Origin of the sequence: Corallococcus aberystwythensis (assembly GCF_003612165.1) — a bacterium.
Taxonomy (GTDB): Bacteria; Myxococcota; Myxococcia; order Myxococcales; family Myxococcaceae; genus Corallococcus; species Corallococcus aberystwythensis.
This window is the reverse complement of sequence record NZ_RAWK01000032.1, coordinates 36,357-48,085: the sequence shown is the minus strand read 5'-3', so window position 1 is coordinate 48,085 and position 11,729 is coordinate 36,357. Positions and strand designations below refer to the sequence as shown.

General features: G+C 71.5%; 15 protein-coding genes. 4 read left to right on the top strand and 11 right to left on the bottom strand.

What is annotated here, in order from left to right; genetic code table 11:
• Nucleotides 1–1,381 (bottom strand): vitamin K epoxide reductase/DsbA family protein (locus D7W81_RS07425; RefSeq protein ID WP_120554626.1); only part of this gene is annotated, 1,381 nt, incomplete at its 3' end.
• On the bottom strand, nucleotides 1,378–1,704 hold the full coding sequence (locus tag D7W81_RS07420) for a cupin domain-containing protein (protein WP_120554625.1): 327 nt from the start codon (nucleotides 1,702–1,704) through the stop codon (nucleotides 1,378–1,380). The genes D7W81_RS07420 and D7W81_RS07425, both read right to left, overlap by 4 nt.
• Nucleotides 1,705–1,742: 38 nt before the next feature.
• On the opposite strand from D7W81_RS07420, the gene ygfZ reads away from it, so the two are divergent.
• The gene (ygfZ, locus tag D7W81_RS07415; protein WP_120554624.1) at nucleotides 1,743–2,810 is read left to right on the top strand and encodes a CAF17-like 4Fe-4S cluster assembly/insertion protein YgfZ; all 1,068 of its coding nucleotides are present in this window, start codon (nucleotides 1,743–1,745) and stop codon (nucleotides 2,808–2,810) included.
• On the opposite strand, the gene D7W81_RS07410 is transcribed toward ygfZ, so the two are convergent.
• From D7W81_RS07410 to D7W81_RS07370, 9 genes are all read right to left on the bottom strand, one after another.
• Nucleotides 2,797–3,606 carry a sigma-70 family RNA polymerase sigma factor gene (locus D7W81_RS07410; RefSeq protein ID WP_120554629.1) on the bottom strand — a complete coding sequence of 270 codons (810 nt, stop codon included), beginning with the start codon at nucleotides 3,604–3,606 and terminating at the stop codon, nucleotides 2,797–2,799. The two genes, ygfZ and D7W81_RS07410, sit on opposite strands and share 14 nt — an antisense overlap.
• Nucleotides 3,607–3,790: 184 nt before the next feature.
• A complete protein-coding gene (locus tag D7W81_RS07405; RefSeq protein WP_120554623.1) occupies nucleotides 3,791–4,261 on the bottom strand; it encodes a DsrE family protein in 471 nt (156 codons plus the stop codon).
• Between the two features lie 27 nt (nucleotides 4,262–4,288).
• Nucleotides 4,289–5,329: a YeiH family protein gene (locus D7W81_RS07400; protein WP_120554622.1), complete on the bottom strand. Its 1,041-nt coding sequence runs from the start codon at nucleotides 5,327–5,329 to the stop codon at nucleotides 4,289–4,291.
• Nucleotides 5,330–5,386: 57 nt separating this feature from the next.
• Nucleotides 5,387–7,006, bottom strand: a complete 1,620-nt coding sequence (locus tag D7W81_RS07395; RefSeq protein WP_244227031.1) for a bifunctional metallophosphatase/5'-nucleotidase — start codon at nucleotides 7,004–7,006, stop codon at nucleotides 5,387–5,389.
• A gap of 94 nt (nucleotides 7,007–7,100) precedes the next feature.
• Nucleotides 7,101–7,442 (bottom strand): rhodanese-like domain-containing protein, encoded by a 342-nt coding sequence (locus D7W81_RS07390; RefSeq protein WP_120554620.1) that lies wholly within the window; start codon nucleotides 7,440–7,442, stop codon nucleotides 7,101–7,103.
• A 75-nt stretch (nucleotides 7,443–7,517) separates the two neighbouring features.
• Nucleotides 7,518–8,276 carry an anti-sigma factor family protein gene (locus tag D7W81_RS07385; protein ID WP_120554619.1) on the bottom strand — a complete coding sequence of 253 codons (759 nt, stop codon included), beginning with the start codon at nucleotides 8,274–8,276 and terminating at the stop codon, nucleotides 7,518–7,520.
• Nucleotides 8,263–8,784 carry an RNA polymerase sigma factor gene (locus D7W81_RS07380; protein WP_120561369.1) on the bottom strand — a complete coding sequence of 174 codons (522 nt, stop codon included), beginning with the start codon at nucleotides 8,782–8,784 and terminating at the stop codon, nucleotides 8,263–8,265. The genes D7W81_RS07385 and D7W81_RS07380 overlap by 14 nt, the downstream gene beginning before the upstream one ends.
• A 44-nt stretch (nucleotides 8,785–8,828) precedes the next feature.
• Nucleotides 8,829–9,290 carry a DUF6691 family protein gene (locus D7W81_RS07375; RefSeq protein ID WP_120554617.1) on the bottom strand — a complete coding sequence of 154 codons (462 nt, stop codon included), beginning with the start codon at nucleotides 9,288–9,290 and terminating at the stop codon, nucleotides 8,829–8,831.
• Nucleotides 9,291–9,302: 12 nt separating this feature from the next.
• Nucleotides 9,303–9,728: a YeeE/YedE family protein gene (locus D7W81_RS07370; protein WP_120554616.1), complete on the bottom strand. Its 426-nt coding sequence runs from the start codon at nucleotides 9,726–9,728 to the stop codon at nucleotides 9,303–9,305.
• A 99-nt stretch (nucleotides 9,729–9,827) separates the two neighbouring features.
• Here D7W81_RS07370 and D7W81_RS07365 point away from each other — a divergent pair, with 99 nt between their 5' ends.
• Genes D7W81_RS07365 through D7W81_RS07355 form a run of 3 tightly spaced genes read left to right on the top strand, consistent with a single transcriptional unit; the run spans nucleotide 9,828 to nucleotide 11,687 of the window.
• The gene (locus tag D7W81_RS07365; protein WP_120554615.1) at nucleotides 9,828–10,529 is read left to right on the top strand and encodes an MBL fold metallo-hydrolase; all 702 of its coding nucleotides are present in this window, start codon (nucleotides 9,828–9,830) and stop codon (nucleotides 10,527–10,529) included.
• A gap of 31 nt (nucleotides 10,530–10,560) precedes the next feature.
• Nucleotides 10,561–10,881 (top strand): rhodanese-like domain-containing protein, encoded by a 321-nt coding sequence (locus tag D7W81_RS07360; protein WP_120554614.1) that lies wholly within the window; start codon nucleotides 10,561–10,563, stop codon nucleotides 10,879–10,881.
• A 14-nt stretch (nucleotides 10,882–10,895) separates the two neighbouring features.
• On the top strand, nucleotides 10,896–11,687 hold the full coding sequence (locus D7W81_RS07355; protein WP_120554613.1) for a sulfite exporter TauE/SafE family protein: 792 nt from the start codon (nucleotides 10,896–10,898) through the stop codon (nucleotides 11,685–11,687).
• Nucleotides 11,688–11,729: the final 42 nt, after the last annotated feature.

Sequence of the window (11,729 nt, the reverse complement as noted above, 5' to 3'; positions counted from 1 at the left end):
GGTCACCGGCGCCGCGCGCGCGGGGGGGCGGCAGGGCGCTGAAGGCGGGGGCGTCCGGGTTGCCGCTCGCCAGCACCAGCGCGTAGATGAGCGGCGCGGACGGGGGCACTTCGCGGCCGTTCACCAGCACCAGCGGCGTGCCCTGGATGTTGTAGCGCATGGCGTACTCGACATCCTGGCGCAGCTTCCCGATGGTCTCCGGCGCCGTCATGCACGCCTCCAGCTGCGGGCGCGCCACGGAGCCGGAGGTGGCGATCTCCATCACCTTGTCGGTGTCCAGGAAGGCCTGCGCGGCGAAGAGCTTCTCGCGCAGCGTCCAGAAGTCCTTCGCGCCCTCCAGGCACACCGTGGCCCGGGCCGCGGCGCAGCGCACGCTCAGCGCGTCCGGCCCGCGGTTGGGGATGGCCGGGTTGCACTGGCCGTCCAGCGGGAACTGCCGCGCCTCCACGGACAGCATGCCCTTGGGGGCGTGATGCTTGATGGCGGCCAGCTCCTCCACCAGCGACTTGCAGTGGGGGCACTTGCTGTCGGTCCACTCCAGCACCTTCACCGGCGCGTCCGGCGGGCCGAAGAGGGCGCGCGGCGGATAGGCGGCGAGCTTCGGCGTGGCCGCCCGGTACACGGCCAGCGCGTCCGACAGGGACTGCCGCTGCTGTTGAGGCAGGCCGGCGATGAACGCATCCAGCGTGGCCGGCGGCGCGGGCGGAGGCGGCGGCAGGCCCGGGCTGGTGCTGGACATGTCCTGCGGCTGCGTGGAGGCCACCGGCGGCAGGAACGCGCCCGCCTTCTGCGCATGCGGCGTGGCCCGGCCCGGCATCAGCATGGCCACGAAGGCGACGGCGCCAAGGCCCACGGTCCACTTGAGCGTGTCGCCCCACTCGCCCGCCTGGGGCAGGAAGGAGCCGGGCAGGCCGCGCCACGCCACGGCCGCGAACGCGAGCACCAGCACGTAGGTGCCCAGGCACGTGGGGCACACCACGCCCACCCGGGCGCTGACGGTGGCGAAGACGGCCACGGACACGACGCCCGCGAGCGCCAGCAGGCGCAGGCCGTTGGCGGCGGGCCGCACCGGGCGCCCCGCCTTCGCCCACGCGAGGTACAGCGCGGCGAGCCCCACGGCGGTGAGGCCCCACACGAGCCCCAGGCCCGCGATGGGGACCCCCAGCGTGTCATGCACGGCGCTGGCGAAGTCCGAGTTCCAGACGGTCTCGCAGTTGACGTGCTCGTTGATGCCGCAGGCGGTGGCGCCACCGGCGCGCAGCGTGAGCAACTCCATCCATTGGTAGACGGCGAGCGCACTGGTGAGGAGGCCCAGCACCAGCAGCGCGAGTGCGCCACGGGTGGGGACAGGGGCGGCCGGGGTCGGGGCCTTCTTGCTCATGCGTGCTCCGGAGGCGGGGTCATCAGGACGAGGAGGCGGGCGTTGTCCGGGCCGTCATTGACGACGCCGTGTTCGGTGCCCGCGGGGGCGAAAAGGGTGGAACCGGGGCCATGTGCCGCTTCCTCGTCGCCGATGCGGAAGCGGCAGCTTCCTTCCAGCACGAGGTACACCTTGTCGGACGTGGCATGCCGGTGGGGCTTCTGCGCCTGGCCCGGGGCCAGACAGTAGACGTCGAGGAAGAAGCGACCCGACTGGAAGACGGTGTGCTTCTGGAGCTTCTCCATGGAGAAGCCCTGGAAGGCCGAAAGCTGCTTCACATCCATCGTGGCATCCGCTCCTGCGCCTCTATATAGCGACGGGCATGGAACCGCTGACGCTGCATTTTGTTCACGAGCGGGTGAATGCCCGCTTCATTCCGGTGGGCGGCCGTGAAGTGGTGGCCGGGTATGGAGACGTGGGCGTGGAGTATGGCGCGGCGCGCGACGCCGTTGCACTGCACGATGCGTCCTACCGCGAAATCCTCCGGATAACGGGGGAGGATCGTGCCTCCTTCCTCCACGGCATGGTGACCCAGGAGGTGAAGAACCTCCCGGTCGGCTCGGCCACCTATGCCGCCTTCATCACAGTGAAGGGCGCCATGGTGGGAGATGCACGCATCCTCAAGCGGGAGGACGACCTCCTGCTGGACCTGGAGCCCGGCCTGGGCGCCAAGGTGCGGGAGTTCCTGGACAAGTACCTCATCTCCGAGGACGCGGAGCTGCACGACGGCACCCCGGACTGGGGCTGGCTCAAGCTGCTCGGCCCCCGGACGGCCCAGGTGCTGGCCGCTGCCCTGGGCGGCCCCGTGGAGCCCCCGGCGCCCCTGGCCAGCCGCAGGGTGACCCTGGCCGGACAGGACGTGTGGCTGTTGGGGACGGCGCTGCCGGGCGGGCTGTCCGGGGTGGACGTCCTGGTGCCGCGCGCGGGGCTGGAGGCGGTGTGGACGGCGCTCGTGGGGGCCGGCGCGAAGCCGCAGGGGTTCGACGCGCTGGAGTTGGTGCGGGTGGAGGCGGGGGTGCCGCGCTACGGGCAGGACATGGTGGACACCACCATCCCCCTGGAGGCGAACCTCACGAACGCCATCTCCTACAACAAGGGTTGCTACATCGGGCAGGAGGTCATCGCCCGGGCCACCTTCCGCGGGCAGATGAACCGCAAGCTGGCGGGGCTGCTGCTGGGTGAGAAGGACGTGGCGCCCGGCACGGAGCTGCGCCGCGGGGAGAAGAAGGTGGGCTGGGTGACCAGCGTGGTGAGTTCCCCGGTGAAGGGCCAGCGGGTGGCGCTGGGCTACGTGCACCGCGACTCGCTGGAGCCGGGCACGGAGCTGACGCTCGGCGGGGAAGGCGCGGGCACCGTCACGGTGGCCGCCCTGCCCTTCACGGCCTCGTAGCCTGGGACAGCGCCTGTCGCACCGCCGCGCGCACGGGCGCGGGCACCGCGTCCCCCGGGATGCGCCGGCACAGGGACACCGTGCGCTTGAGCGAATCGCATGCGTCCGCACAGCGCGGGCAGCGCGACAGGTGGTCCTCCAGGCGCACGCAGGTGGCCTGATCCACCTCCCGCGCGGCGAACCCGGAGAGTTCCCGCGCCAGCTCCGGGCACGGCGGGGCCTGCTCCTGGGCGCCCTCCCCCATCAGCGTGGAGAGGTGTTCGCGCAGCTGGAGCCGCGCGCGGTGCAGCCGGCTCTTGAGCGCCCGCACCTCGATGCCCACCACCTTCGCCGCCTCCTCCGCCGGGAGCCCCTCCACGTCCCGGAGGATGAGCACCTCCCGATGGGCTTCCGGCAGCGCGAGGATGGCCGCCTGTAACATCTCCCCCATCTGTCGCGCATGGGAGACCATGTCCGGAGTGGACTCCTCCGCGGCGACGCGAGTGGCCGGGGAGGAGTCGAGGGGCTGGAACTCCTCGGGCGCTCCGACGCGCTTGCGGCGCAGGCGGAGGCAGTGCGTGCGGGCCACCTGATACAGCCACGTGGACAGCTCCGCGTCGCCCCGGAACGTATGGATGCCCCGGAAGGCCGCGAGCAGCGTCTCCTGCAGCACCTCCTTCGCGTCCTCCTCCGAGCCGCACATGCGCAGGCCGAAGCGGTACACCTGCTTCTCGTGGCGGGCGAGGACCTCATCCAGCGCCTTGTCGTCGCCAGCGCGCGCGGCCTCCATCAGCTGCTCATCGGTTCGCGTCGACATCATCCGGTCGCCTCCTCCACATGTCTCCGTCACGCCCGAGACGCAGAGCGCCCGGTCGTCAGGATGCCACCCTGGCCATCCTCATGTGGATGCATAGCGGGAGCGTGGCGCCGGTGCTGAAGGGACACGCCGAGCTGCCTCATGGGTGCGCGGGACTCTGCATGGGACGGCTGAGGCGCTCGAATCAGTAGCGGATGACCTGATAGCCCTCGGCCACCAGACGCGAGAGCTCCGCCACACCGTTGTCCACCACCTCCGCCTCCGGCTGGAGCTTCTTCGGGTCGATGCCGAACTTCGCGAGCGCGTTGCCGCAAGCCACCAGCCGTACGCCCGCGGCCTTCGCGGCCAGGGCCTCCTTGCGGACCGACTCCGGCACGGCCTTGACCGTCGGGTCCAACGCCACCACCGCACGGCCGTAGGTGAGCCACACCACGTCCGAGAGGTAGCCGGACTCCTTGGCCGTCTTCGCGTGCCGGAAGGAGCTGGAGAGGGTGCCGAGGTCCTCCAGGCCCGTGGTGGAGACGAAGACGAGCTTGCCCTGACGCGCGGGGGCCTTCTTCTCGGTGGCCTGGGAAGGCTGGGACAGCGGCGCGGCGAGCGTGGCCAGGGGAGCGGTGACGAGCGCGGTGACGAGCAGCAACAGGAAGCGGTTCATTCGAGGAGCTCCGAATCAGGCCGAGGATTACTGGATGGACAGCAACTGGATGAGGCCCCAGGCGGACAGCGCCAGGGCCGCGAAGCCGGCGAGGCCCGCGTAGACGACGCGCATGCCCGCGCGGCGGACCATGCTCAGGTGGGTGCCCAACCCCATGGCCGCCATGGCCATCACCATGAGGAAGACGCTGGCGGTGGAGAGCCCGGCCCTGGCGGCCGCGGGCAGCACGCCCACCGAGCCCAGCACGCCCACGGCGAGGAAGCCGATGACGAACCAGGGAATGGGCGGCTCCTTCAGCGAGTAGCGCACCTTCCCGCCCGCGCCGGAGGCGAGCCCCAGCACCACCAGCGCGGGGGCCAGCAGCACCACGCGGGTGAGCTTCACCAGCGTGCCCAGGTCACCCGCGGAGGTGCCCCAGGTGAAGGCCGCGGCCATCACCTGCGCCACCTCGTGCAGCGTGGCGCCCGAGAGAATGGCGAGCTGCGCGGTGCTCAGCCCCAGCAGCGGCCCCACGAAGACGTAGAAGAGCACGCCCACCGTGCCGAGGATTCCACACAGGCCCACCGCCAGCGTGGTGTCCTCCTCGTCGGCGCGGGTGACGGAGCTGGCGGCCACCACGGCGCTGGCGCCGCAGATGGAGGTGCCCACGGCCAGCAGCGTGCCCAGCTTCTCCGGGACACCGAAGCGCTTCGTCACCCAGCGGATCCCCAGGATGCCGCCGACGATGACGGCCAGGGCGAGCAGCAGCACGCGCGGGCCCACCTTCGCCACCAGCCCGAAGTCGAGCCGCGCCCCCATCAGCACGATGCCCAGCCGCAGCACCGTGCGAGCCGAGTAGCGCGTGCCCTCCACCAGGACAGCAGACAGCCCCAGGGCCGTGCGCAGCGTGATTCCAATGAGCAGCGCCACCGTGAGCGGCCCTACCACCTTGAGACCTGGAAGCGTGGCAAGCCAATAGCTGGCCACCGCCAACCCCGCGGCGAGCCCCAAGCCCGGCAGACGCCGAAGCCAGACGCCTCCCGGTGGAGGTGCGACGGGGGTGGAGGGTGTTGCGAGAGGAGCAGTCATGTCGTGTTCTCGTTTCCATCTTTCGTGTCAGGCCATCGCGGCAGGACGAAACAAGGCTCACTCCACCTGCTGGGTACGCAGCACGGGCGGGAGGTCCTCGCCCACCGCGCGCCCTTGCAGCGCGTCGTGCAGAGGCGGCCTGCCGGCGAGGAAGCGGCGCACCGCCTCGTGCGCATCCACGTCGAGCACGCGCGGCTCCTGGATGCCGGGGATGCGGCAGACCATGTCGGGGGCATCCCCTTCCCGCTCGCAGGCCGTCACGGTGTAGAGGCGCTCGTTCTCCACCGGCCTGCCCCCCACCTCCAGGGCGAGGAGGCGCTGCCCCTTGGTTGCGTCGGCGCGGAAGCGCAGCGTCATCCCCGAGGGGCGCGGAAGCCACCCGCCAAAGCGCTTCTCCGGGTCCTTCGCGAAGACGTTCTCCAGCTCCTGCTCCCAGAAGGCGCGAAGCTGCCGGCCACTCACCTTGCCTGTCTTCAGCTTGTTGACGATGGGGAAGAAGTTCCACAGGTCCGCCTCGCGCACGGGCCCGGGCAGCAGCGGCGTGCCGAAGCGGAAGCCGTTGGAGAGGCCTATCTCCGTCCCACCAGCGGCGCGGATGGCGTCCGCCAGCACGTTGTCCAGCGGGTTCTCCACCACCGCGTAGCGCGCGAGCGTCACGTCGGTGTGGCCCACCGGCGCGGACAGCTTCGCCTCGTGCGGAGCGAGGGCGGCGTCCACCAGCCGGGCCACCTTCGGGTCCTCGGGGAAGCGCGAGGCGGTCAGCTCGATGAGCTCCCAGCGGCGGTCCACCACCCGGCCATCCACCACCCACAAATCCAACCGCCCGAGGAAGGAGCCGAAGGCGCCGGGCTCCACCACCCAGCTGCCGGCCTTCTCGATGGGTGCATAGGTGCGCTCATGCGTGTCGCCGGACAGGTGGACGTCCACGCCGGGCACGCGGGCGGCGAGCCCCACCGCCTTGGCGAGCCCCACGTGCGTCATCAGCAGCACCACCTGGACGCCTTCACGCTCGCGCACCTCGCGCACCAGCGCGGGCAGCGCCTCCGGGCCGTCGTAGCGCAGGCCCTGGCTGTAGCCGGGAGGCTGGCGGCGCGGGACATCCGGATCCGTGAAGCCGACGACGGCCACCTTCACCCCGCCCACCTCCTTCACGAAGTACGGCGGGAAGAGACGCTCACCGCTGGCCGCATCGCGCAGGTTGGCGGCGACGAGCGGGTGCTTCAGCTCACGGGCGCGCTGGCGCAGCACCTTGGGGCCGTACACCACCTCCCAGTTGCCGGGCACCGCGCCGTCCAGCCCGAGCGCGTTGAGCGGCGCGATGAGGGCTTCGCCCTCGGTGAGGGCCGCCGCGCCCGAGCCCTGGATCGTGTCACCGGCATCGAGCACCAGCACGTCACCGCCGCGCTCCGCGCGGATCCGCTGGATGGCGGCGGCCACGCGAGCGAAGCCGCCGGCCTCTTCGATGCGCTCCTTCCCTTCGTGCCAGAACAGCTCGGGGTGGGCGCGCAGCTGCGCGTGCAGATCCGCCACGTAGAGGACGGTGAGCTGCTTGCGCTGGGAGGAAACGCTGTCGGCCGGCGGGGTGATGGCTCCCGGCCGCGTCAGGGCACAGCCGGAGCCCAGGCCGCCCAGCGAGAACAGCGCGCCGAGCAGGGAGAGGAGAGGCATCATCGTCATGAAGCACCTTGAGGAAGAGGGACTGCGGAGGGGACACGAGGTGTGCCGCGCGAAGTTCCCGCGGCGGGCCGGCGCCCCGGCCGCTCCCCTCCCCTCACTCCCAGGCCGACATGGGGCCCAGGTTGAAGACGTCCTGGAATCCACGCTCCTTCAGGAGGAGCTCGGCGCGGCTGCTGCGCGCGCCACTGCGGCAGTAGAGGACGAGGGGCTTCTCCGGCGAGCCGAGCTCGGCGAGCCGCTGGGGCAGCTCATCCACGGGGATGTTCACCGCCCCGGGAAGGTGCCCCGCGGCGAACTCCTCCGGCGTGCGGACATCCACCAGCGTGGCGCCCGCCTCCACCCGCTGGTGGGCCTCGGCCCCGGCGGAGCGCGTGTGAGCACAGGAGACGAGGAACGGACCGGCGAACAGGGCAGCGACGACGAGAACGGACTTCATGGAGCGGCTCCAATCGGGCCCAGAGGCCCGCTGGGCCCTGGGGAACGGGGTACAGCGGTTCCCGGCCTCGCGACCTCAAGGCGCCAGACGGGCCAGGGCGTCGACGAGCACCGGCTGCTCCAGCTCGGAGACGGCGAGCGCGGCCTGCCCGCCCCCGCGCGGCGCCACGCAGATGCGCTCACCGATGGGGCCCTGCGTGCAGCGCGTCCCTTCTCCGGCGAAGCTCGCCGCCTCCCGCGCCGCGGGTGAGCCCGGCGGCGGCAGGAACAGCGTCATCGCCGTGCCCCCCTCGTGCCGGTACAGCAGCGAGGCGGAGAGCTGTCCATGCAGCCGGCAGCGGCGGGCCCCCAGCAGCGTCGCGCCGGGCACCACCGGGACGTCCACCGCATAGCCCACCTCCCGCGCCACCCAGGCCTTCACCGCGTCCGGATCCGAGGACTCGAACTCGCAGGGAGTGGCGCGCGAGAAGGCCTTGAGGTGGTGCCGCTCAAGGTCCATCGCCAGCGCGTCGTTCATGCCACCGGGCCACGACGTCCAGAGGATGCCCACGGACGCGACCGCCGCGGCCAGGCCCACCGTCCACCGTCGCCGGAAGGAGGGGCGGGAGCGCGGAGCCAGGCGGGAGACACGCGCCCTCAGCTCGGGCGGCACGTGCGTCTCCGTGGCGGCCTGGGCCTTCAGCGCCTCGCGCAGCGGGGCATAGCGGGCCGCCTCCCGGGCACAGCCCACGCACCGGGCCAGGTGCTGCTCCACGGCCTGCCGCTCGTGCGCCGGGCCCTCCCCGTCGAACCACGCGGAGAGACGTTCCTGCCACGCCGGGCTACAGGCTTCCATGTGACTTCTCCTTCTCCAGGAGGTCGAGCATCGCTCCCCGGGCCCGCGCGAGGCGCGAGCGCACGGTGCCCACCGGACAGCCCTGGACCTGGGCGATCTCCTCGTAACTCAACTCTTCGACTTCGCGCAGCCACAGCGCATCCCGCCACTCGGGGGCCAGCGACTCCAGCGCCGCCTTCATGCCCGAGCTGAGCGTGTGGGCGTGCAGTTCCGCCTCCAGGTCCGCGGAAGGCTCGGGAGCGGCCTCCTTCCCCAGACCGCCCTCCAGCACCTCCAGCCGGGGGCGCAGGCCCCGCCGGGAGTTGAGGAAGACGGCGCGCTGGACGGCGAGCAGCCATCCCTTGAGCCGCTCCGGGTCGCGCAGCTCGTCGTGCCGCTCCAGCGCGCGTGCCACCGTCTCCTGCACCAGGTCATCCGCCTCGGCGGTGCTGCCCGTCAGCCGGCGGCCCACCCGCCGCAGGGCTGGCAGGTGCTCCAGGGCACGTTCAATAAAGGACCGGCTGCTCACGTTCCTCCAGGACACGGTGGCGGTTGCGAAAAGTTCCCGAGGGGCTACGGAGCGGGCGATGCGCCCGGGACCGGAGTCCCCGCGCTCGCGCTCCGTCGCGCCCGCGGCACCTGGGCGAGGGCCATGCCGGCGAACATGGCGGGCACGAAGACGAGCAACGGCATCGCCCCTGTGGCGAGCGAGGTGAGCGCGGGGCCGGGGCAGTAGCCGCCGAGCCCCCAGCCCACGCCGAAGAGGCCCGCGCCCACGAGGAGCCCGCGGTCCACCCCGCTGGCGGAGAACGTGGGGAACTTCGCGGTGAACAGGGGCCGCTCACGCCCGAGGATGAGGGGCCGCAGCGCCGCGTGCACGGCGATGGCGCCGCCCATCACGAACGCGAGCCGGTAATCCCAAGCCCCCGCGATGTCGAGGAAGCCGAGGACGTTGGCCGGGTCCGTCATGCCGCTGATGCCCAGGCCGATGGCGAAGAGGAGGCCGCTGAGAAACGCACTGATGTTTGAACGCATGGAGGGCTTTCCCTAGAGGACGTGGCGGACCAGGAAGACGGTGAGGACGCCGGTGGCCATGAAGGTGAGCGTGGCCGCGATGGAGCGGGCCGAGCCGCGGCTGATGCCGCAGACGCCGTGCCCGCTGGTGCAGCCGTTGCCCAGCCGCGAGCCGAACCCCACCAGCAGTCCGGCCCCCACCAGCAGCCAGGCGCCGTCCGCGCTCAAGGACGTGGGGGCCGGGAAGGAGCCAGGGCGCAGCCACACCAGCAGCAGGCCCCCGGTGAGCAGCCCGGTGAGGAAGAGCACGCGCCAGGCGACATCCCCGCGCACGGGGGCCAGCAGCGAGCCCACCACGCCGCTGATGCCGGCGACCCGGCCGTTGGCCAACAGGAGCAAGGAGGCACTCAGGCCAATGAGCGCCCCACCCAGGAGGGGAGGGAGGAGGGAGGAGATCATGTCCCGTGAGAGCCAGATTCGAAGGTGAAGGATTCCGCCAGGGGAAGGCCCTGAATCCTTCTGCCCGCCCCCTGGCTCTCAAGGACAGGAGGCTACGACATGATTTTCCGACAGCTTTTCGACTCAGAGTCCTCGACCTACACCTATCTCCTCGGCGACGAGTCCACGCGACAGGCCGTCCTCATCGACCCTGTCATCGAGCAGGTCGACCGGGATCTGAAACTGGTGGGCGAGCTGGGCCTTACCCTCACCCACGTCCTCGACACCCATGTGCACGCGGACCACGTCACCGCGTCCGGCGTGCTGCGCGAGCGCACGCAGGCCACGGTGGTGGGGAGCAAGGGAGGAGCCGCCTGCGCCAACGTCCAGGTGGGCCACGGAGACGAGGTGCGCGTCGGGCAGCTCGTCTTCCAGGTGCTCGCCACCCCGGGCCACACGGACGACAGCGTCAGCTACCTGCTGGGCGACCGCGTCTTCACCGGGGACGCGCTGCTCGTGCGCGGCAACGGCCGCACCGACTTCCAGAACGGGAGCGCGAGCCAGCTCTACGACAGCCTCACCCGCGTCCTCTTCCGCCTGCCGGATGAGACGCTCGTCTACCCCGCGCACGACTACCACGGTCACTCGGTGACGAGCATCGGCGAGGAGAAGCGGCACAACCCGCGCGTCGCGGGCAGGAGCCGGGAGGAGTTCATCGCCATCATGGAGAACCTCCACCTGCCCCGGCCCAGGAAGATCGACCTGGCCGTCCCAGCCAACCGCGCCTGTGGGCACACGGCGCCTTCACCGCAGGGGGCCTGAAGTCCCCTGCCCTTCCCAACAGGAGCAAGCCATGACACCCCACCCCTATCAGGACCTCACGCCCTCGCAGCTCGACACGCTCGGCCCCGAGGTGCGGCGCATCGACGTGCGTGAGCCGGACGAGTTCACGGGCCCCTTGAGCCACCTTCCCGGAGCGGAGCTCGTCCCGCTGGGCACGCTGGAGGCGGCGGCCGCGTCGTGGCCGCGGGAACAACCGCTGCTGCTCATCTGCCGCTCGGGTGGGCGCTCCGCGAAGGCCGCGCAGGCGCTCGCCCAGTGTGGATTCAAACACCTCTACAACCTGGCGGGCGGGATGCTCGCCGTGCGCGAAACCCGCGCGCCCCAGGGCTAGCGGAAACGAACGCCATGCCCATCCTCGGCTTCTCACTCGCGGCGTTGATTGGCCTGTCGCTCGGCCTGCTCGGCGGCGGGGGCTCCATCATCACCGTCCCCATCCTCGTGTACGTCCTGGGCTTCGGGGCCAAGGAGTCCATCGCCATGGGGCTGGCCGTGGTGGGCGTCACCAGCCTCTTCGGCGCGGCGGGCCACTGGCGCAAGGGCAACGTGCGGCTCCGGGCGGCCCTGGTCTTCGGGGCGGTGGCCATGGTGGGCACCTACGCGGGGGCGCGTCTGTCCGTCTTCGTCTCGGGCGCCTTGCAGCTGCTGCTCTTCGCCACGGTGATGCTCGTGGCCGCCTTCTTCATGTTCCGCAACGGCCGCAAGGAGGCCGCCCTCGCCGCGCGCAAGGAGTCCGCGCCCGTGCCCGAGCCCCACAAGGCGTCCTTCCCCGTCATGGCCCTGGCCGCCCTCGGCGTGGGCGGGCTCACGGGGCTCGTCGGGGTGGGCGGCGGCTTCCTCATCGTCCCGGCGCTGGTGCTCCTGGTGGGCCTCCCGATGAAGCAGGCGGTGGGCACGAGCCTGCTCGTCATCGCCCTCAACTCCTTCGTGGGCTTCGCCGGCTACCTCGGCCACGTCCAGGTGCCCTGGCTCTACCTTGGCATCTTCACGGCCATCGCCGTGGCGGGCATCCTCATTGGCACCTGGGCCACCCACTACGTCTCGCAGGCGGCCCTCAAGCGGGCCTTCTCCCTCTTCCTCGTCGTGATGGGCGCCTTCATCCTGTTCAAGAACCGGGAAGCGTTGGCGGGGTGGTGGTGAGCTGCGGGGGGGATGACGCGCCCCGGCGTTCAATTCCTTTCA

Bases quoted from the DNA above. Each gene is read 5' to 3' on its own strand.
- D7W81_RS07375 (WP_120554617.1), bottom strand. From the start codon at position 9,290: ATGCGTTCAAACATCAGTGCGTTTCTCAGCGGCCTCCTCTTCGCCATC.
- D7W81_RS07370 (WP_120554616.1), bottom strand. From the start codon at position 9,728: ATGATCTCCTCCCTCCTCCCTCCCCTCCTGGGTGGGGCGCTCATTGGC.
- D7W81_RS07395 (WP_244227031.1), bottom strand. From the start codon at position 7,006: ATGACGATGATGCCTCTCCTCTCCCTGCTCGGCGCGCTGTTCTCGCTG.
- D7W81_RS07360 (WP_120554614.1), top strand. From the start codon at position 10,561: ATGACACCCCACCCCTATCAGGACCTCACGCCCTCGCAGCTCGACACG.
- D7W81_RS07365 (WP_120554615.1), top strand. From the start codon at position 9,828: ATGATTTTCCGACAGCTTTTCGACTCAGAGTCCTCGACCTACACCTAT.
- ygfZ (WP_120554624.1), top strand. From the start codon at position 1,743: ATGGAACCGCTGACGCTGCATTTTGTTCACGAGCGGGTGAATGCCCGC.
- D7W81_RS07410 (WP_120554629.1), bottom strand. From the start codon at position 3,606: ATGTCGACGCGAACCGATGAGCAGCTGATGGAGGCCGCGCGCGCTGGC.
- D7W81_RS07390 (WP_120554620.1), bottom strand. From the start codon at position 7,442: ATGAAGTCCGTTCTCGTCGTCGCTGCCCTGTTCGCCGGTCCGTTCCTC.
- D7W81_RS07405 (WP_120554623.1), bottom strand. From the start codon at position 4,261: ATGAACCGCTTCCTGTTGCTGCTCGTCACCGCGCTCGTCACCGCTCCC.
- D7W81_RS07420 (WP_120554625.1), bottom strand. From the start codon at position 1,704: ATGGATGTGAAGCAGCTTTCGGCCTTCCAGGGCTTCTCCATGGAGAAG.
- D7W81_RS07400 (WP_120554622.1), bottom strand. From the start codon at position 5,329: ATGACTGCTCCTCTCGCAACACCCTCCACCCCCGTCGCACCTCCACCG.
- D7W81_RS07355 (WP_120554613.1), top strand. From the start codon at position 10,896: ATGCCCATCCTCGGCTTCTCACTCGCGGCGTTGATTGGCCTGTCGCTC.
- D7W81_RS07385 (WP_120554619.1), bottom strand. From the start codon at position 8,276: ATGGAAGCCTGTAGCCCGGCGTGGCAGGAACGTCTCTCCGCGTGGTTC.